Here is an 18,614-nt window from a genome sequence, read left to right on the forward strand (position 1 = left end):
GGGAGGATCCCGCCATGTCCCGCACCCGTACCCGCACGCAGCAACTCCTCGACCGCCTCGACGTCTTCGCGTACGACCGCCTCCCCGCCCCCGTCGTCCGCCAGGCGAAGAACGCGCTCTACGACTGCCTCGGCGCCCTGCTGGCCGCCACCTCCCGCCGCTACCCGGTGATGGACCTGCTGGAGCGGACCGCCGCCGAAGCCGGCCCCGGCACCTCCCGCCTCTTCGGCTCCGCGCTGCGCACCGACGCGAGCACCGCCGCCCTCGCCAACGGCACCCTCGCCTACTACTGCGACATCGAGAGCCACCATCCCTCCGCCAACGTCCACGCCATCGCCGTCGTCGCCCCCGCCGCGCTCGCCGTGGGAGAGCGGGAGCGCTCCTCCGGTGCCGGGGTGCTGGCCGCCACGGTCGCCGGCATCGACGTCGCCGCCCGCGTCAGCTACGCCCTCGGCCCGGCCGTCCAGTACGCGCGCGGCTTCCACCCGACGACGGTCGCGGGCACGTTCGGCAGCGCGGTCGCCGCGGGCCTGCTGCTGGGCCTGGACGAGGAGCGGTTCGCGGCCGCGCTGGGGCTGGCGGGCACGAGCGCGTCCGGGCTGCTGTCGTGGGTGGACGACCCCACGGAGCAGTCCCGCCCCCTCAACATCGGCCTCGCCGCCCAGGCCGGGGTGCAGGCCGCCACGCTCGCGGGGATCGGGCTGCGCGGTCCGGCGGACGTCTTCGGCGGCAAATACCCCTTCGGGCATGCCTTCACGGGGCAGTGGGACCAGGAGGCGCTGCTCGCCGGGATCGGCGAGCGGTACGCGGTCGGGGAGCTGTTCTTCAAGCGCAACTCCTGCTGCGTGTTCATCCCCGCCGCCCTCGACGGGCTGCTGGACATCATGCGCTCCCACGACCTGCGCCCCGGCGACATCGACCGCGTCGCCGTCCGCGCCCCGCGCTCCTCGTACCACGTGGTGGACGCCAACCCGCTGCGCTCCCACTGCATGCAGTACGTCCTGGCGGTCGCCGCCCACCGCGGCCACGTCGGCTTCGCCGACATCATGGCCGACCTGCGCACCACCGACCCGGCGATCGCCGCGCTCAGTGCGCGCATCACGGTCACGGGGGACGCGGCCCTGGACGCACGCGCGGGCGCGCTGCGGCAGTCGGTGGCGTCGGTGACGGAAGTGACCACGCGCTCGGGCGAGACGTACGTACGCGACGTCGAACACCCGCTGGGCGCGCCCGAAAACCCGCTGTCGGAGGCGGACCTGGAGCGCAAGTTCGCGGCGCTGACGGCGGACGTGCTCGGCGGGGAGCGGGCGCGGGAGATCAAGGCGGCGGTGGACGGGCTGGACGGTGCGGCGGACATCGCCGCGCTGACGTCGCTGCTGGCGGCGGAGCCGGTGGGGGCGCGGGACTGAGCGGGGAGGGCGGGGCGCCACGGCGGCCCGGCGGCGGTTGTCAGTCGCGTCGGATACCGTCGCCGGACGGCCGGCGGCGGCCGCGAAAGGTGAAGGGGGACAGCCGTGACACTTCCCGACGACCTGGCCGGGCTGGCGCGCAGCGTGCTCGACGCGAACCGCTATCTCACCCTGGGCACCGCGGGGCCCGACGGGCGGCCGCGGGTCTCGCCGGTGTTCTTCACGCACGCCGGTTACCGCACCTTCTACTGGGTCTCCTCGCCCCGCGCGCGGCACTCCGCCAACATCGCGGCCCGGCCCGGCGTCGAGTTCGTCGTCTACGACTCCACCGCGGCGATCGGTGAAGGTCGCGCGGTGTACGTCGGCGCGACGGCGGAGGAGGTGCCGGAGGCACAGCTCGCGGCGGCGTGCGACGAGGCGTTCGGGGGTGCCGTCGCCGCCGGGGCCACGCGGTTCCGGCCCGCGGACCTCAGCGGCGACGCCGGACTGCGGCTCTACCGGGCCAGGGCGACGAGCTGCGAAGTCCACGTCCCGGGCCGCGACCCGGTGTACGGCACGGGCATAGACACCCGCCGCGAGGTCCGGCTCTGACGCGGGCTACGCGGGCGGTGTGTCGCCCAGTGCGGCGGTGAGCGCGGCGAGGTGGGCCGCGACGGGCCCCAGGGTGAGCAGCCCGGTCCCGGCGCCGGCGATCTCGTCCGCGGCGGGGGCGAGGCGGTCGCGGGCGCGCGCCATGGTCTCGCGGTCGCCGAGTTCGACGGCGGCCCGTGCGAGGAGGCACCAGACGGCCTCCTGCATCAGATCGCGCGGCGGCTCCGGCGCGGTCCGCAGCGCCGTCGCCGCCTCCGCCTGCCGCCCCTCGCCCAGCAGGAGGAGGGGCCGCACCCACGGCTCGTACGGGCCCCAGTCGGAGTCCGGGCCGACGGCCACGGGGAGCCCGCGCCGCAGCCGCAGGCAGAGCAGCGCCAAGGGGAGCAGCCCCCGCTCCAGACCGGGCATCCCGGCCCCGTCGAGGAGGCGGGCGGCGGCGCGGTAGGCGTCCTCGGACCGCCCGGCCGCGTCACGGCCGGCGGGTCCGGCCTCTGCCGGGGCCGCGGCGTACGGGGGCGGGGTGCCGGTTTCGGCGAGGCGGAGGGCGGCGTACCAGCCGGTGAAGACCGCGACCAGCGGCAGTTCGTGGCGCTCGGCGAGCCGGTCGGCCGCGGCGGCGTGCTCGTCCGCACCCGGGAAGTCCGCCAGCGCGGCGCGGGCCTGGAGCCGGATCAGGTGGCCCAGCACCTCGTACGTCACGAGGCCGTGCCGCGCCGCGAGCCCGGCCAGCTCGGCGCCGATCCGGTCCCGTTCCGCGGCCAGACCGGTGCGCTCGAAGGTCTGCATGAACACGCCGTTGAGCGCGAACGCCAGCAGCGCCGGATCGTCCAGGCCGCGGGCCAGCCGCTCCGCCTCCCGGGCGGCCTGCGGCCCGCGCGCCGCGCGGGTGCCGCGGGACTCGACGGCGACGGTGGCCAGCAGCCGGGCCCGTACGGCGGCGTGCTCGGCGGGCGGCAGCGCGGCGAGGGCGCGTTCGGCGGCGGCCACGACGCGGCCGGCCTGCTCCGGATCGTCGACGCGGGTCCAGACGGCGGGCACGTCGTACGCGCCGATCACCCGGGCGGTCAGCTCGGGGTCGCCCGACTCCTCGGCCGCCTCGACGGCCGCCACCCGGTGCCGCCGCGCGGCCTGGAGCCCGCCGCCCCCGGTGACCGCGAGGCTGCGCAGCAGCCCGACCGTGGACTCCAGCCGCGCCCGCGCCCCGCCGGCGACGGCCCGGTCGTACGCGGCCGCCGCCTCGGCCCACACCCGCCGCGCCTCGTCGCCCCCGCCCGGCGCCTCCAGGTGGTCCGCCTGCGCCAGGATGTCCGTCTCCAGCCGCCGCAGCGCCGGACCCGGGTCCACGCCCAACTGCCCGCCCAGCGTCGTACGCGCCCGGCGCAGCACCGCGAGCGCGTCGGCCTGGCGGCCCGCGCGGTACAGGGCCAGCGCCAGCAGGCGCCAGGCGTCCTCGCGCCAGGGGTGCTCCGCCACGTGGGCGTCCAGGTCCGCGGCGGTCTCGGCGGCGCGGCCCAGCGACAGCCGGGCCTCCGCGTGCGACTCGACGGCGTGCAGGCGCAGGTCGGCGAGGCGGGAGCGCTCGGTACGGGCCCACGGCAGGTCGGCGAACTCCGCGTACGCGGGGCCGCGCCACCAGCCCAGCGCCTCTTCGAGGCGCGCCACCGCCTCCCCCGGCGGCAGGTCTCTCGCCTCGGCCACCGCGCTCTCGAAGCGCCAGGCGTCGACGGCGTCCGGTGCGGCGCGCAGCGCGTACCCCGGGCCCTGCGTGACCAGCAGCCGCGCGGGCGCGCGCGGCGGGCGGCCGGGTTCGAGGGCGCGGCGCAGCGCGGCGACGAAGGTGCGTACCGCGCCCACGGCGTCCGCGGGCGGGTCGGTCCACAGGTCCTCGACCAGCAGGCCGACCGGGACGACGCGGCGGCGCGCGACGATCAGGCGGGCGAGCACGGCCCGGTGCCGCGGCCCCTTCAGCGCGATCACTCCGTCCTCCGCGCCGCCGCCCCCGGGGCCGGAGGACCCGGCCCCGTCGACGTCCCAGGCCGTCACAGGACCCAGCACGCCGAAAAGGACCCGCACCGCCGACCACCTCTCCAGACCCGGCCCGGGACCCGCCCGGGACCCGCCGGGCGCCACCGTACAGCGCGCTCATCCGCTGCTCATCCGCGCCGCGCACGCTGGGGGCAACGATCGGCCACGAAGGGAATCCCCCATGTCACCCCGCATCCCCGGCTTCGACTACCGGCGCGTCCCCGTCGCCGACGGCGTCGCCCTCAGCGCCGCCGTCGGCGGCAACCCCGGCGGCAGCCCCGTCGTGCTGCTGCACGGCTTCCCGCAGACCCACCTCATGTGGCGGCACGTCGCCGCCCGGCTCGCCGCCGACCACACCGTCATCTGCCCCGACCTGCGCGGCTACGGCGCCAGCGACAAGCCGGCCGAGGCAGCGGGCGGGCCCGGCGGCGGCACGTACGCGAAGCGCACGATGGCCGAGGACGTCGTGGCGCTCGCCCGCGCGCTGGGGTACGAGCGCTTCGCGCTCGCGGGCCACGACCGCGGCGCGCTGGTGGCGTTCCGCGCGGGGCTGGACCACCCGGACGCGGTGACCCACCTGGCGTGCCTGGACGTGCTGCCGACGCTCGACATGTGGGACGTGATGCACGGGGTGTCGGCCGCGGTCGGCTTCCACCTGTACCTCATGGCGCAACCGCCCGGCCTGCCCGAGGAGATGATCGCCGCCGCCCCGGACGCGTTCTTCGGCCACTTCCTCGACATCTGGTCCGGTGGCGGGGACGCCGTCCCCACCGACGTGCGCGCGGCGTATCTCGCCGCGTCCCGCGAAGCGGTGCCGTCGATCGTGGCGGACTACCGCGCCTCCGCGGGCGTCGACGTCGAGCACGACACCGCCGACCGCGACGCCGGCAACCTGCTGCGCATGCCGGTCGCCGTCCTCCAGCAGGACTGGGGCGCCGCGCTCGGCTTCGACGCCGCCGCGCGGTGGCGCGCCTGGGCCCCCGACCTGCGGCACGCCACCGTGAACTGCGGCCACTTCATGGCCGAGGAGGCCCCGGACGAGGTGGCCGCGGCGCTGCGCGACCTCCTCGCCCGTACCTCCGCGGCTACGACAGCGTGAGGCCGTAGGCGGACAGGATCTCCTTGACGGGCTGGTAGTACGTGACGCCGCCGCTGGTGCAGTCGCCGCTGCCGCCGACGATGATGCCGACCGCCCGGCCGCCGGAGAACGCGGGTCCGCCGGTGTCGCCGGGCTCGGAGCAGATGGTGGAGCGGAAGAGTCCCGAGACGGTCCCGCCGGGGAAGTTCACGGTGAGGTTGACCGCCTGCACCGTGCCGCAGCGGTAGCCGCCGACCCGCCCGTAGTGGCACAGCGGCATGCCGGGCGCCGGGTCGGCCGCGCCGGTGATGTCCACCGGCGCGCCGCCGCTGCCCTTGACCTCGCCGGGGTACGACACGGAGGTGTTGGTGTAGCGGACGACGCCGTAGTCGCTGCCGGGGAAGACCGACCCGGAGGTCACGCCGACGGACACGCGGCCGCCCTCCGCCTCGACGGCCCACGTGCTGCCGACGTCGGCGCAGTGGCCGGCGATGATGCCGTACGAGGTGCCGCCGCTCACGGCGTTGAAGCCCAGCGTGCAGGCGTACGAGGGCCCGTACAGCGCCTCACCGCCGCGCATCGCGGTCGCCGCGGCGGGCCGCGCCGCGTCGGACGCCGACGCGGGCGGGGCGAGCACGGTCAGCAGCGCGCCGAGCACGGCGAGGACGGCGGCGGTGGCGGTGGTGCGTAACGGGGGTGCGGTACGGCGTCGGCTCACGGGTCCCTGCCTTCCGGGCGGCGACGGTGTCGACCGCATTGTGCGCGCGCCGCGCGGAAGCAGGAAGGGGGCGTGCCGGGAGCGGCCCGTAAGCTCCGGGCCTCAGCGGCTCGGCAGCAGGCCGCTCTCCAGGGCGACGACCACGGCGCGGGTACGGTCGCTGACGTCGAGCTTGGCGAAGATGCGCAGCAGGTGGGTCTTCACGGTGGCTTCGCCGATGAACAGGCGCTTGCCGATCTCGGCGTTCGACAGCCCCTCGGCCACGCCGGCCAGTACCTCGGACTCACGCGGCGTCAGCGTCACCGGCGCGGGGCTGCGCATCTTCGCCACCAGGCGCTGGGCGACGCGGGGCGCGAGGACCGTCTCGCCGCGGGAGGCGGCGTGGATGGCGTCGACCAACTGGGCGCGGGTGGCGTCCTTCAGCAGATAGCCGGTGGCACCGGCCTCGACCGCGCGCTCGATCTCGCTGTCCGTGTCGTACGTGGTGAGGATCAGCACCCGGGTACGCGCCGCTGCCGCGACGATCGCGGCGGTGGCGCCGACGCCGTCGAGCTGCGGCATCCGCAGGTCGAGCAGGGCGACGTCCGGATCGAGGCGGGCGACGAGGGCGACGGCCTCGCGGCCGTCGCCGGCCTCGCCGACGACCTCGATGCTGGGCTCGGCGGCGAGGAGCGCGACGAGGCCCGCGCGCATCACGATGTGGTCGTCGGCGAGGACGACGCGGAGCGGAGTGGCATGTACGGGTGTCGGCATCTCAGACCTGTCCGTCCGTGGCGATTCCGGTGGCGCCCGTCGGGCCGGCGGCGGTGACGGCGGCGGCCCCGGCCGCACGGGTCCCGTCCGGGAGGGCGCCGTCCGCGGTGGGCGCGGCGGCGGGCACGGTGACGAGTATGCGGGTGCCGTCACCGGGGGAACTGGTCACGGTGAGCTCGCCGCCGAACTCGGCGAGCCGCCGGCGCATCCCGTCCAGCCCGAAGCCCCCGGCAGGCACGGCGCCGTCCGCCTCGCCGTCGTCGACACCGGCGCCGCCGCCGCGAGTCGCGCCCGGCCCCGCCGCCCCTGGTACGAACCCCTTCCCGTCGTCGGTGATCTCCAGCTCGATGCCCTCCGGGCCCGCCGTCAGCACCACCCCGACCGTCGACGCCTCCGCGTGCTTGCGCACGTTGGCCAGCGACTCCTGCGTACAGCGCAGGAGTGCGATCCGGGTCGGCTGGTCGCAGTCGACGTCAGGCAGTTGGGCCTCGACCACGAGCCCGGTGTCCTCGGCGAAGCGGTCGAGGGTGCGCCGCAGCGTGGTGGCGACGGAACCGGCGGCGACACCGCTGCGCGGGGCGGCGCCGACGAGGACGCGGGCCTCGGCGAGGTTCTCGCGGGCGGTGCGTTCGATGGAAAGCAACTGCTGCGCGCTCTTCGCGGGCTCGGCGGCCAGCCCGGCGCGCGCCGCCTCGGCGAGTACGACGATCGAAGCGAAGCCCTGCGCGAGGGTGTCGTGGATCTCCCGGGCGATGCGCTCCCGCTCCTCGGCGGCGCCCTGCCGCTTCTGCGCCCGCACGAGTTGCTGTTCGGCGTCGGCCAGCCGGCTGCGCAACCGGGCGCGCTCGTCGCGTACCGCCAGTGCCCGGGGGGTCAGCAGCGCGATCATGACGCTGACGGCGTAGACCGCGACGGACGAGAGGGCGTTGGTGGCGAGACTGCCGACGCCCCAGCCCTCGCGCAGCGCACCGCCGAGAGTGATCGCGACGGCGCCGAGAGCGCTGCTGACGACGGCGCCCCGCAGGCCGTCCACGAAGATCACGAACTGGGCCAGCGTCACCGTGTAGAGCACGCCGTAGCCGTCGCGGAGCCACGACAGCCACCCCAGGACGAGAATCAGCAGGACGAGATAGCCGTACGCGAGCCGCACCGGATTCCCGGGGCGGCTGCGCACGACCGCGTAGCCGAGGGCGAGCAGTGCCACGGGCGCGAGCGACCCGTACCGGTCCCCGGCCGGGACGTCTCCGAGGATCGTGACCAGTGTCAGCAGGCCGATGATCGCCCAGGAGAAGACGTCCCAGCCGTGCAGCATCCAGATCCAGAGGGGGTCGCCGCGCCGTGGCCGAGGAAGCATGCTGTTCAGCGTACGTTCCGGGCCGTACGGGCCCTCTCCCCGTCCGCGCCGCCCACCGGCACCGGCACCACCGCCGCCGGGAGCGGTGCGGGCCGGCGCGGCGTCCGCCACCAGGCCCGCTCGCCGAGGAGCAGCAGGGCCGCGGGCAGCACCATCAACCGGATCACCACCGCGTCGAGCAGCACGGCGAGCGCGAGGCAGAAGCCCATCTGCTTCATCTCGGTCAGATGCAGGGCGACGAACCCGGCGAAGACGGTGACCATCACGACCGCGGCGCTGGTCACGACCTTCGCCGACGCCCCGATGCCCGCGATCACCGCCTCCCGCGCCGGCATCCCGGTGTCCCGGGCCTCCTTGATCCGGCTGACCACGAACACCTGGTAGTCCATCGAGAGGCCGAAGAGGATCACGAAGAGGAAGAGCGGCACCCGGGAGGCGATCGCGCCCATCGAGTCGAAGTCGAGCAACCCCTCGGCCCACGTGCCCTGGAAGACGAGGACGAGCGCGCCGAGCGCGGCGGCGGCGGAGAGCAGGTTCAGCACGACGCCGAGCAGCCCGATCACCACCGAGCGGAACGCGATCACCGTCATCACGAAGGTGAGCAGCAGCAGGGCTCCGATGACCAGCGGCAGCTTGTCGCGCTCGTCCTCCACGTAGTCGGTGCCGCGGGCGACGTCCCCGCTGACGGCCGTCTCGACGCCGGCCAGCCGCCCGACGGTCGCGGGCAGGTGCTCGTCGCGCAGATGCCGCAGCGAGTCCTTCGCGGGCCGGGAGTTGGCGAAGTGCGGTACGGAGAGCACGAGCACGCTGGTCCGGCCGTCCGGTGAGGTACGTACCGCGGGCTCGGCGTCCCGGACGAACAGCGGGTCGGCCGACGCCCGCCGGCCCAGCCCGGCCAGCGCCCGCCGCACCTCGGGGGCGCGCTCCGCGGCGGCCCGGGCGACGACTTCGTGCTCCACCTTCAGCTCGGGGAAGGCGGCGGTCAGCCGGTCGTACGTCTGCATGGCCGGGATGTCGCGGGAGAAGGTGTCCTTGCCGGGGTCCACGAGCTTCATGCCGAGCGCGGGCACGGCGAGCGCGGCCATGGCCACCGCGGAGACGATCAGGGTGGCGGCGGGACGCCGCTGCGCGGGCCGCAGCAGCGCGGCGAAGACCCTGCCGTGCTCGGGGCGTTGCCGGCGCCGGCGCGGGGTGGCCCCGCGCGCCTCCCGGCGTGCGGCCCGCCGCTCGGTGCGGCGGCCGATGGTCACGAGCAGCGCGGGCAACGCCGTCAGGGAGCTGACGACGGCCATGGCCACCACGAGGATCGTGCCCGTGGCGAGGGAGGAGAAGATGACGTCGGTGGCGAGGTAGAGGGTGGCGGTGGAGACGATGACGGCGAGGCCGGAGACGACGATGGCGCGTCCGGCCGTCGACGCCGCCAGTTCGACGAGGGCGGCGGACGACAGCCTGCCTTCGGCGCGGGCGCGCTCCTCTCGCTCGCGCTTGAGGTAGAAGAGCGTGTAGTCGACGCCGACGGCGAGGCCGATGAGCAGGATCAGGTTGGTACCGACGCCGGGGTCGGGCAGCAGGTGGGAGGCGAGCATCGACAGGCCGAGCGCCGCGGCGATCGACGTCAGCGCCAGCAGCAGCGGCACGCCGGCCATGACGAAGGACCCGAAGACGACGAGCAGCGTGACGAGCGTGACGGGCAGCGAGATGCGCTCGGAGAGCGCCAGGTCCTCGCCGCGCTGCTCGTTGACTCCCTTGCTGATCGCGGGCGAACCGGTCTCCTCGATGACGACGCCGGGGTGTGCCGCGGCCGCCTTCCCGGTCTGCTCCAGCAAGGGCCCGACGTTCTTCTTCCCGTCCAGCTCGGCCCCCTTCAGCACGACCGGCACCCGCAGCGCCTCGCCGTGGGCGGAGCGTACGGGCGCGGCGACGGACGCCACTTCGGGAAGCCGCTCCATCCGGTCGGTGATGTCCCGGGCGGCCGCGCGGGCGGCGGCGTGGTCGAGGGAGCGGCCGGACTCGGCGCGGATGAGGACGTGTTCGGTGGGCTTGCGCTCCAGACCGCCCTCCGTCGCCATCTGCTCGGCGCGGCCGGCCTCGCCGACCCGGAAGTCCTCGGTGGTGGCGGGGTTGCCGCCGACGGCGATGCCGGTGCCCAGGCAGAGGGCGACGAAGACGAACCAGCCGGCGATCGCGCGCCACGGATGCCGGGCGCTCCAGCGGGCTGTGCGAACGGGGAGATTTCTCATACCGGAAATGCTCGCGAGCGCGCCCCTGCCCCCGACAGCCGCGACCGGTGGAACCGGGGGTCCACCGGTCGGTTGACCCCCGCCGGGCGCCCCGGTGCGTACGGGCCGGGCTGCCGGCTCGTACGCACCGGGCGCCGGGCCCCGTTGCTCAGTCCGCGGGCCGGCCGTCCTCGGGGTCCGGCGCCGTGTCCCCGCCGTCGCCCCCGCCTTCCCCGTCGCCGCGGTCCCGGCCCGGGCCCCGGCCGCCGCGCAGCCGCCGCGCGAGTCCGCGGATCTGCAGCTCGAACTCCCCGTCGTAGTGCCGGTGTCCGGCCCGTACCGCCGTCTCGACCGCCTGCTCGCCCTGCTCGCCGATGACGATCAGCTCGTCGTGCCGCAGGTCGCGCATGAGCGCCACGCACAGCCCGATCATCACCAGCGTGAACGGCACCGCGACGAGGATCGTGAGGTTCTTCAGCCCGGTCAGCGCGGCGTCCCCGCCGCCGCCGACCAGCAGCATGACGGCGGCGACCGCGCCGGTGAGCACACCCCAGACGACGACCACCATGCGCGTCGGCTCCAGTGTCCCCTTCTGCGACAGCGCGCCCATCACGATCGACGCCGCGTCCGCGCCGGAGACGAAGAAGATGCCGACGAGGACCATCACCAGCAGCGTCGTGACGCCGGCGATCGGGTATGCGTTCAGCACCGCGAACAACTGCCCCTCCTGCGTCGACTCCTCGGTGATGCCCGCCCCGTGGGCCTCCTGCTGCATCGCCGTGCCGCCGAGGATGCAGAACCACAGGAGGCTGACCACGCTGGGCACGAAGATCACGCCGCCGACGAACTGCCTGATGGTGCGCCCCCGGCTGATGCGCGCGATGAACATGCCGACGAACGGCGTCCACGAGATCCACCACGCCCAGTAGAAGACCGTCCAGCCCGACAGCCAGCCGGCGACGTCCGAGCCGCCGCTGGCCTCCGTACGCGCCATCATCTGCGGCAGGTCGGCGAAGAACGACCCGATCGAGGTCGGGATGAGGTCGAGGATCAGGACCGTCGGCCCCGCGATGAAGACGAACACGGCGAGCAGCGCGGCGAGCACCATGTTGATGTTCGACAGCCACTGGATGCCCCGTTCGATGCCGGAGACCGCGGAGGCGACGAACGCGGCGGTGAGCACGCCGATGACGAGGATCAGCAGCCCCTCGCCGACCTCCTCCGACGTCCAGCCGACCTCCCTGACGCCGCTGCCGATCTGCAGCGCGCCGAGCCCGAGCGAGGCGGCGGAGCCGAAGAGGGTGGCGAAGATGGCGAGGATGTCGATGACCTTGCCGACGGCGCCGTTGGCGTGCCGCGGGCCGATGAGCGGGGTGAAGACGGCGCTGATGGTCTGCCGGCGGTTGCGGCGGAAGACGCTGTACGCCATGGCGAGGCCGACGGCGGCGTAGATGGCCCAGGGGTGCAGCGTCCAGTGGAAGAGGGTGGTCGCCATCGCGACTTCCATCCGCGAGGCGGCACCGGCGCTTGCGGAGACGGTGTCGGGCGGCGGGGTGGCGAAGTGCGCGAGGGGCTCGTTCACGCCGTAGAACATCAGGCCGATGCCCATGCCGGCGCTGAACATCATCGCCACCCACGACACCGTGCGGAACTCCGGCGGTTCGCCCTCCCGGCCGAGGGTGATGCGGCCGTAGCGGCTGAACGCCAGCCACAGGGCGAAGATCACGAAGCCGGAGGCGGCGAGCACGAAGGCCCATCCGCCGTAGTGCATCGTGTCGTTGAGCAGGGACGTGGAGACGTCCTCCAGGGAATCCGTCGCCACCGCGCCCCAGATCACGAACGCCAGCGTCAGCGCGGCGGCGACGCCGAAGACCACCGCGTCGGTACGCGGTGAGCGCCCCGGTGCGCCGCCGCCTTCCGCGGGCGTCTCCACCCGTTCGTCGAGCACGTGCGGTCACCTTCTCCCTACGCTCCGTGTGCAGAACCCACTCACCATAGGGGAGAGCGGCCGGAGCGCCGGGGACCGGCGGGGTCAGCGCGCGGCCGCGGCGGCGGCCATCGCGGCGCCGACGATGCCCGCGTTGTTCTGCAGCTCGGCGGGGACGACGTCGGCGCGGATGCCGGTGATGTCGTCGAGGAACTTGTCCGCCTTGCGGCTCACGCCGCCGCCGATGACGAAGAGTTCGGGCGTGAAGAGCATCTCCAGATGGGCGAGATAGCGCTGCACCCGGTGGGCCCAGTGCTTCCAGCTCAGCTCCTTGTCCTCGCGCTCCTTGGCGGAGGCACGCTTCTCCGCCTCGTGACCGTGCAGCTCCAGGTGGCCAAGCTCGGTGTTGGGGACGAGCCGGCCGCCGGTGAAGACGGCGCTGCCGATGCCGGTGCCGAAGGTGAGCACGATGACGGTGCCGGTACGGCCGCGGGCGGCGCCGAAGGTCAGTTCGGCGATGCCGGCGGCGTCGGCGTCGTTGACGATGTGGACGGGGCGGCCGAGGCGGTTGCCGAGGAGGGCGGCGGCGTCGACGTCGACCCAGCTCTTGTCGACGTTGGCGGCGGTGCGTACGACGCCGTCGGTGATGACGCCGGGGAAGGTGACGCCGACCGGGCCCTCGTGCCCGGCGAAGTGCTCGACGACCGCGGCGACGCCGTCGGCGACGGCGTCGGGGCCCGAGGGGTGCGGCGTGAGCACCTTGTGCCGCTCCTCCGCGAGGGTGCCCGTGTCCAGGTCGGCCGGGGCGCCCTTGATGCCCGAGCCGCCGATGTCGACTCCCATGATGTTCATAGCCAGAGACGATACGGGGACGGGGGCCCGGCGCCGGTGAGGACGGCCGGAGGGGTCGTACGAACCGGTGCGGGACCGGGCGCGACTGCGTACGACGGCGGGTGGCCGCGTACACCACCTGTCCGATAACCGGTTTTGCGCGACCGGATGGGTTCTTGACGCGGCCTCAACAGCTCCGCCAGCCTCATGTGCACGACAATCCCCCACCGTTGGGAGCACCCATGCCCCTCCGTCGTGCACGCCTCAGGTCGCGGCCGGCCGCCGCGCTCCTCGCCGGCGGTCTGCTGACCGCGCTGCTCGTGCCGGCCGCGGTCGCCGCGGAACCCGCGGCGCGCGTCGCGCCCGAGCAGGCGCCGGACATACCCGTCGCGAACGTCAAGGCGCACCTGTCGCAGTTCCAGTCCATCGCCGCCGCCAACGGCGGCAACCGGGCCCACGGCCGCCCCGGCTACCGGGCCTCGCTCGACTACGTGAAGGGCAAGCTCGACGCCGCCGGATTCACCACCAGGATCCAGCAGTTCAGCGCCGGCGGCGGCACCGGCTACAACCTCATCGCCGACTGGCCCGGCGGCGACGCGAACCAGGTCCTCATGGCCGGCGCGCACCTTGACTCGGTCTCCTCGGGACCCGGCATCAACGACAACGGCACCGGCTCCGCCGCCGTCCTGGAGACCGCGCTTGCCGTCGCCCGGTCCGGCTTCCAGCCGCGCGAGCACCTGCGCTTCGCCTGGTGGGGCGCGGAGGAACTGGGCCTGGTCGGCTCCCGGTACTACGTCGGCAACCTGCCGGCCGCCGACCGCGCCGCGCTCTCCGGCTATCTGAACTTCGACATGATCGGCTCGCCCAACCCCGGCTACTTCGTCTACGACGACGACCCGCAGATCGAGAAGGTCTTCAAGGACTACTACGCCGGCCTCGGCGTCCCCACCGAGATCGAGACCGAGGGCGACGGCAGGTCCGACCACGCGGCGTTCAAGAGCGCGGGCGTGCCGGTCGGCGGGCTCTTCACGGGCGCGAGCCGGACGAAGTCCTCGGCGCAGGCGGCGAAGTGGGGCGGCACGGCCGGTCAGGCATTCGACCGGTGCTACCACTCCTCGTGCGACACCACGTCGAACGTGAACGACACGGCGCTCGACCGGAACAGCGACGCGCTCGCGCACGCGGTATGGACGCTCTCCGGGTAAGGCGTACGCACCTGCCCGCTCCGCTCCGGACACGCTCCCCGGCGGCGGGGCGGGCACCCGCGCGGCGGCCGGCGCCGCGGCGGGCCGAGGGGCGGGACGCGGCGGCGCGCGTCAGGCTTCCGCGACGGCTTCCCGCGCCTTGCCCGCGGCGCCCTCCGCGGTGGCCTCCACAGTGACCTCCGCCTCCTCGGCGTCCTCACCGTCCTCGGCCCGCGCCTGCGCGCAGATCGGCCGCAACCCGTTCTTCACCGCACCGCTGATCTCACCGAGCTGCTGCTGCTGCTCCGGCGTGAGTACGTCGAAGAGGTGCTTGCGCACCTCCGTCACATGCGCCGGCGCCGCCGCCTCCAGCACGCCGTACCCGGCGTCGGTGAGCTGCGCCACGGACCCCCGGCGGTCGGCGTCGGTGGTGCAGCGGGAGACATACCCCGCCTTCTCCAGGGCCGCCACCGCGTGCGACAGCCGGCTGCGCGAGGAGCGGCACAGCTCGGCGAGCTGGCTCATGCGCAGGCTGCGCCCGGGGGCCTCGGAGAGGTGCACCAGGATCTCGTAGTACGCCACGGGCATCCCGGAGTCACGCCGCAACTGGCGGTCCAGATGCGCGTTGAAGTCACGGACCGCGTCCATGAAGAGGCGCCATATCCGCTGTTCGTCCTCGGAGAGCCAGCGTACGTCGTTCATGTGTCCAGCATACCTATAGTTGAGTCCTCAACCAGAGAGTGCTACGCTTTTTAGTGAAAGTTCAACCACTTGCCCAGTGGTGGGCACCGCTACGGAAGAGGCGCATATCCCCATGACCACTCACGCCGACCGGATCCCCGCTTACCAGACCGGCACCTGGACCATCGACCCGGTGCACTCCGACGTCTCGTTCGTCGTCCGGCACCTGGGCGTCACGCGGGTCCGCGGCACGTTCGACCATGTCGAGGGCACCATCGTGACCCACGAGGACCCGCTGCAGTCCGAGGTCACCGCGGTCATCCAGACCTCCTCGGTGAACACGCGCAACGACATGCGTGACGACCACGTACGCACGGCGGACTTCCTGGACGTCGAGAAGTACCCGGAGATGACCTTCAAGTCCACCGGGATCCGTGTGAAGGACGACGTCTACCTGATCGACGGCGACCTGACCCTGCGCGGCGTGACCCGCCCCGTGACCCTGGAGACCGAGGTCGGCGGCTTCGGGCCGGGCATGCAGGAGGGCCACACGGTCGTCGGGTTCTCCGCGAGCACCGAGATCAACCGCAGCGACTTCGGCGTGACCGGCGGCACGGCCGGTGCCGCGGTGAGCGACAAGATCAAGATCACGCTGGACATCGAGGCGGGCCGTTCCTGAGGCCGACGCACACGACGGCGGGCGGCCGCGGCGCCGCCCGCTGTGCCCCTCACGGTGCGGGGCGACCCCTCGCCGGTGACTTCCGCTCAGTCGCCGGCCACGGAGTCGCCCCGCACCGTTGCCGTGCCGGGCAGCGCCTCGGCCGGGTCCGAGCCGTGCCGGACGGGGCGGTTGTCGCCGTCCACGAAGACGATCCGCGGCAGCAGCGCCTTCGCCTCCGCGTCGGCCACCGTCGCGTAGCTGATGACGATCACCAGGTCGCCTGGGCTGACCAGCCGGGCCGCCGCGCCGTTGATGCCGATCACGCCGCTGCCGCGCGGGCCGGGGATGACATAGGTGGTGAGCCGGGCGCCGTTGTCGATGTCCACGACGTCGACCTGCTCGCCGGCCAGCAGGTCGGCGGCCTCCATGAGGTCCTCGTCGACGGTGAGGGACCCGACGTAGTGCAGGTCGGCCTGGGTCACGGTGGCGCGGTGGATCTTGGACTTCAGCATCGTCCGGAACACGTGCGGCCTCGCCTGCGGTCGGGGGGTACGGGAGCGACGCCAGGGTAACCGCGCCGCCGCACCGCACCGGTCCCGCGGCCTGCGAACTGTGAGCGACACCACCGCACGGCCTGGCACCGGGCACAGACTGGCACCGGCACGGCGTCCACGGCCACGGCGGACGAGGAGCCGGCGGCCCGCGGTCAGGGGCCCTGTCGCGCGCGGGGCGTGGTCTCGGCCAGGTACCTCACCGTCCGGCTGATGTCCGACAGCGACAGGATCCCGACGAGCCTGCCCTCCTCGGTGACCAGGACGCGGTGCTCGGGCCCCGGCGACATGCGGGGCAGCAGATCGGCCAGGGAGTCGTCCGGTCCGACGACGACGAGCTCCGCCAGCGGCACCATCACCTCGCCCACGGTCACCGTCCCGCCGTGGTCGGGCCGTACGTGCCGGGCGCCGCGCAGCGTCACCAGACCGACCGGCTCCCCGTTCCCGCCGAGGACGGGGAACGCCGAGTGCCGGTACAGCGGGTTGTCCAGCAGGTGCGCGACGTCCAGGCTCGCGGGCACCACGACCGGGTCAGGCGTCATGGCGTTCCGTACGGGGACACCGGAGAGCACACCGCGCAACTGCGCCTGCCTGCTCTCGGCGGTGGCCGCCCCGATGAGGAACCAGCCGATCAGCGCCAGCCAGAGGCCGCTGAACCCGCCGCCTCTCAGGAACCACACGAAGCCCAGCACGATGAGCAGCCAGCCCAGCGCGCGGCCCGCCGCGGTGGCGCCGGCGGTCGCCCGCAGCCGGTCCCCCGTACGCCACCACAGCAGCGCGCGCAGCAGCCGCCCGCCGTCCAGCGGCGCGGCCGGCAGGGAGTTGAAGACGGCGAGCAGCAGGTTGATGCCCGCCAGCCAGCCCATCACCTGCACCACGAGTTCCGGCGCGGACGCGTGGTGGAGGAGCCAGGTGCCCAGCGCGAAGAGTCCGCCCAGCACGAGGCTGACCAGGGGGCCGATCCCCGCGATCCGCAGCTCCGCCCCCGGGCTCGACGCCTCCGACTTCAGCCGGGCCACCCCGCCGAGCAGCCAGAGCACGAGGTCTTCCACGTCGACGCCGTTGCGCCGCGCGACCACGGCGTGCGCCAGCTCGTGGGCGAGGAGGGAGACGAAGAAGACCAGGGCGGCCACCAGGCCCGCCGCCCAGTACAGCGCCCGGGGGCGGCCCGGATCCGAGTCCGGTAGCTGGCCCTGCGCGAGGCCGACCAGGATGATGCCGAAGATCAGGACCACGCTCCAGTGGACCCCGACCCGGATCCCGGCGATGCGCCCCAGCGTGAACGTCGCCCGCACGGCGTCTCTCCTCAGCTCGCATTCGGCGCGGGGACGGTCCGGCGGGCCCTCGTGACGGCCACGCTCCCGGCTCCGGCTCCGTTATCGACGCTTCCAGTGAAGCCCGGTCCCGGCTCCGGCACGCTGTCGAAGGGGCGCGTCCTGGGCCATTCGGCGTAGCGGACGGGCGGCGCCGCCCCGGCGGGGGCCGCCGCCAGGGGCCCGGCCGCGGCCAGGCGGCCGTCGCCGGACGACGCTCGCGCAGACGGCCCCCGCGGAGGGACGACACGCACAAGGCGCCCCCGTGACTACCGCGTTCCGGATCTCCCCGCCACTCGCCGGGGCCCGATCCGGTGCTTCGGCGCGGCGCCCCGTGTCACTGACCGGCCCTGGCTCCACCTCGTGAGAGCAGTTGGTCATGAAATACGACAAATACCCCAAGCGAGGGGTGTCCCGGCGCACCGCGCTCTGCCTGGGCCTGCTCGGCGCGTACCAGCTCGCCCTCGCCCCCGACGCGCACGCCCCCAGATCGGGGACGGCGGCCGTCCGGACGGGCCTGGCGGACGGCAAGCCGCTCCGCCGCGCCTCGTACGGGCTGCGCCCGGCCGCCGGCCGCACCGGCACCGCGCCGATGACGACGTCGGGCGGCATGGCCCGTATCGTCGGACCCACCCGGCCGGTCGCGGTGCGCGCGGCAGCGCACACCACACTCCGGGAGACCGGCAAGAAGATCGCACTCACCTTCGACGACGGCCCGCACGCGACCCAGACGCCGGAGATCCTGCGGATCCTGCGCCGCCACGGGGCACGCGCGACGTTCTTCGTCATCGGGGAGAACATCCCCTGGAACCGCGACGTGCTGCGCCGGATCGCCGCCGAAGGCCACGTCGTCGGCAACCACTCCTACACCCACCCGCAGCTCGACCTGATCAGCACACCGCGGGTGCGCGCCGAACTGGAGCAGACCTGCGAGCTGGTGGCGAAGGAACTGGGTGCGCCGCCGCGGGTGGCGCGGGCGCCGTACGGGATGTGGCACGGGCCGAGCCTGGAGATCTGCGCGCAACTGCAGATGGAGCCCTTCCAGTGGGACATCGACACGCTCGACTGGGACCACCGGGACCAGGCGTTCATCGAGAGGACCGTGCTCAGGAAGGCGCACGCGGGCGCGATCGTGCTGGCGCACGACGGCGGGGGCAATAGGTGGGCGACGGTACGGGCGCTGGAGTACTACCTGCCGCGGCTGCTGGACGAGGGATACACGCTGGTGCAGCCGGCGTAGCCCAGCGAAAGCCCGCCCCGGCCACTCCCGACATCACGGGCACACCGGTTCCCACGTGGCGCACAGGGCACGCACCGCA

The 18,614-nt window shown here is 74.2% G+C and carries 16 protein-coding genes; 6 read left to right on the plus strand and 10 right to left on the minus strand.

Translation table 11 applies throughout. The features are described from left to right. The first annotated feature begins 14 nt into the window (after positions 1 to 14). Both DMB38_RS10130 and DMB38_RS10135 read left to right on the plus strand, forming a co-directional pair. The gene (locus DMB38_RS10130) at positions 15 to 1,409 is read left to right on the plus strand and encodes an MmgE/PrpD family protein (protein ID WP_125934886.1); all 1,395 of its coding nucleotides are present in this window, start codon (positions 15 to 17) and stop codon (positions 1,407 to 1,409) included. Positions 1,410 to 1,514: 105 nt separating this feature from the next. Next, positions 1,515 to 2,000, plus strand: a complete 486-nt coding sequence (locus tag DMB38_RS10135) for a pyridoxamine 5'-phosphate oxidase family protein (protein ID WP_125934887.1) — start codon at positions 1,515 to 1,517, stop codon at positions 1,998 to 2,000. A gap of 6 nt (positions 2,001 to 2,006) precedes the next feature. Here DMB38_RS10135 and DMB38_RS10140 read toward each other — a convergent pair whose 3' ends face one another. Next, positions 2,007 to 4,073: a BTAD domain-containing putative transcriptional regulator gene (locus DMB38_RS10140; RefSeq protein ID WP_125934888.1), complete on the minus strand. Its 2,067-nt coding sequence runs from the start codon at positions 4,071 to 4,073 to the stop codon at positions 2,007 to 2,009. A 133-nt stretch (positions 4,074 to 4,206) separates the two neighbouring features. Between DMB38_RS10140 and DMB38_RS10145 the strand changes: the two genes are divergently transcribed. Continuing rightward, positions 4,207 to 5,124: an alpha/beta hydrolase gene (locus DMB38_RS10145; protein ID WP_125934889.1), complete on the plus strand. Its 918-nt coding sequence runs from the start codon at positions 4,207 to 4,209 to the stop codon at positions 5,122 to 5,124. Here the strand turns inward: DMB38_RS10145 and DMB38_RS10150 are convergent. From DMB38_RS10150 to DMB38_RS10175, 6 genes are all read right to left on the minus strand, one after another. Further along, a complete protein-coding gene (locus DMB38_RS10150; protein WP_125934890.1) occupies positions 5,111 to 5,821 on the minus strand; it encodes a S1 family peptidase in 711 nt (236 codons plus the stop codon). The genes DMB38_RS10145 and DMB38_RS10150 overlap by 14 nt on opposite strands. Before the next feature lie 102 nt (positions 5,822 to 5,923). Then, on the minus strand, positions 5,924 to 6,574 hold the full coding sequence (locus tag DMB38_RS10155; RefSeq protein WP_125934891.1) for a response regulator transcription factor: 651 nt from the start codon (positions 6,572 to 6,574) through the stop codon (positions 5,924 to 5,926). 1 nt (position 6,575) lies between these two features. After that, entirely contained in the window at positions 6,576 to 7,928 is a 1,353-nt protein-coding gene (locus DMB38_RS10160; RefSeq protein ID WP_125934892.1) for a sensor histidine kinase, read from the minus strand. Positions 7,929 to 7,933: 5 nt separating this feature from the next. Then, the gene (locus tag DMB38_RS10165; protein ID WP_125934893.1) at positions 7,934 to 10,168 is read right to left on the minus strand and encodes an MMPL family transporter; all 2,235 of its coding nucleotides are present in this window, start codon (positions 10,166 to 10,168) and stop codon (positions 7,934 to 7,936) included. A 148-nt stretch (positions 10,169 to 10,316) separates the two neighbouring features. Next, complete coding sequence (locus DMB38_RS10170) at positions 10,317 to 12,095, minus strand: BCCT family transporter (RefSeq protein ID WP_125934894.1); 1,779 nt, start codon at positions 12,093 to 12,095, stop codon at positions 10,317 to 10,319. An 84-nt stretch (positions 12,096 to 12,179) separates the two neighbouring features. Further along, on the minus strand, positions 12,180 to 12,926 hold the full coding sequence (locus tag DMB38_RS10175) for a polyphosphate--glucose phosphotransferase (RefSeq protein ID WP_125934895.1): 747 nt from the start codon (positions 12,924 to 12,926) through the stop codon (positions 12,180 to 12,182). Positions 12,927 to 13,147: 221 nt separating this feature from the next. Between DMB38_RS10175 and DMB38_RS10180 the strand changes: the two genes are divergently transcribed. Then, on the plus strand, positions 13,148 to 14,110 hold the full coding sequence (locus tag DMB38_RS10180; protein ID WP_125934896.1) for a M28 family metallopeptidase: 963 nt from the start codon (positions 13,148 to 13,150) through the stop codon (positions 14,108 to 14,110). Positions 14,111 to 14,221: 111 nt separating this feature from the next. Here the strand turns inward: DMB38_RS10180 and DMB38_RS10185 are convergent, their stop codons facing one another. Continuing rightward, positions 14,222 to 14,791 carry a MarR family transcriptional regulator gene (locus DMB38_RS10185; RefSeq protein ID WP_125934897.1) on the minus strand — a complete coding sequence of 190 codons (570 nt, stop codon included), beginning with the start codon at positions 14,789 to 14,791 and terminating at the stop codon, positions 14,222 to 14,224. Positions 14,792 to 14,903: 112 nt separating this feature from the next. Here DMB38_RS10185 and DMB38_RS10190 point away from each other — a divergent pair, with 112 nt between their 5' ends. Further along, positions 14,904 to 15,449, plus strand: coding sequence for a YceI family protein (locus tag DMB38_RS10190; RefSeq protein WP_125934898.1), 546 nt, complete (start codon positions 14,904 to 14,906; stop codon positions 15,447 to 15,449). A gap of 86 nt (positions 15,450 to 15,535) precedes the next feature. On the opposite strand, the gene panD is transcribed toward DMB38_RS10190, so the two are convergent. Beyond that, positions 15,536 to 15,955: an aspartate 1-decarboxylase gene (panD, locus tag DMB38_RS10195; protein ID WP_047015869.1), complete on the minus strand. Its 420-nt coding sequence runs from the start codon at positions 15,953 to 15,955 to the stop codon at positions 15,536 to 15,538. 182 nt (positions 15,956 to 16,137) lie between these two features. Further along, on the minus strand, positions 16,138 to 17,277 hold the full coding sequence (locus tag DMB38_RS10200; RefSeq protein ID WP_125934899.1) for a site-2 protease family protein: 1,140 nt from the start codon (positions 17,275 to 17,277) through the stop codon (positions 16,138 to 16,140). A 397-nt stretch (positions 17,278 to 17,674) separates the two neighbouring features. Here DMB38_RS10200 and DMB38_RS10205 point away from each other — a divergent pair, with 397 nt between their 5' ends. Continuing rightward, complete coding sequence (locus DMB38_RS10205) at positions 17,675 to 18,535, plus strand: polysaccharide deacetylase family protein (RefSeq protein WP_125934900.1); 861 nt, start codon at positions 17,675 to 17,677, stop codon at positions 18,533 to 18,535. The last annotated feature ends 79 nt before the right edge of the window (positions 18,536 to 18,614 follow it).

It is taken from the genome of Streptomyces sp. WAC 06738 (genome assembly GCF_003945505.1).
Classification (GTDB): Bacteria; Actinomycetota; Actinomycetes; order Streptomycetales; family Streptomycetaceae; genus Streptomyces.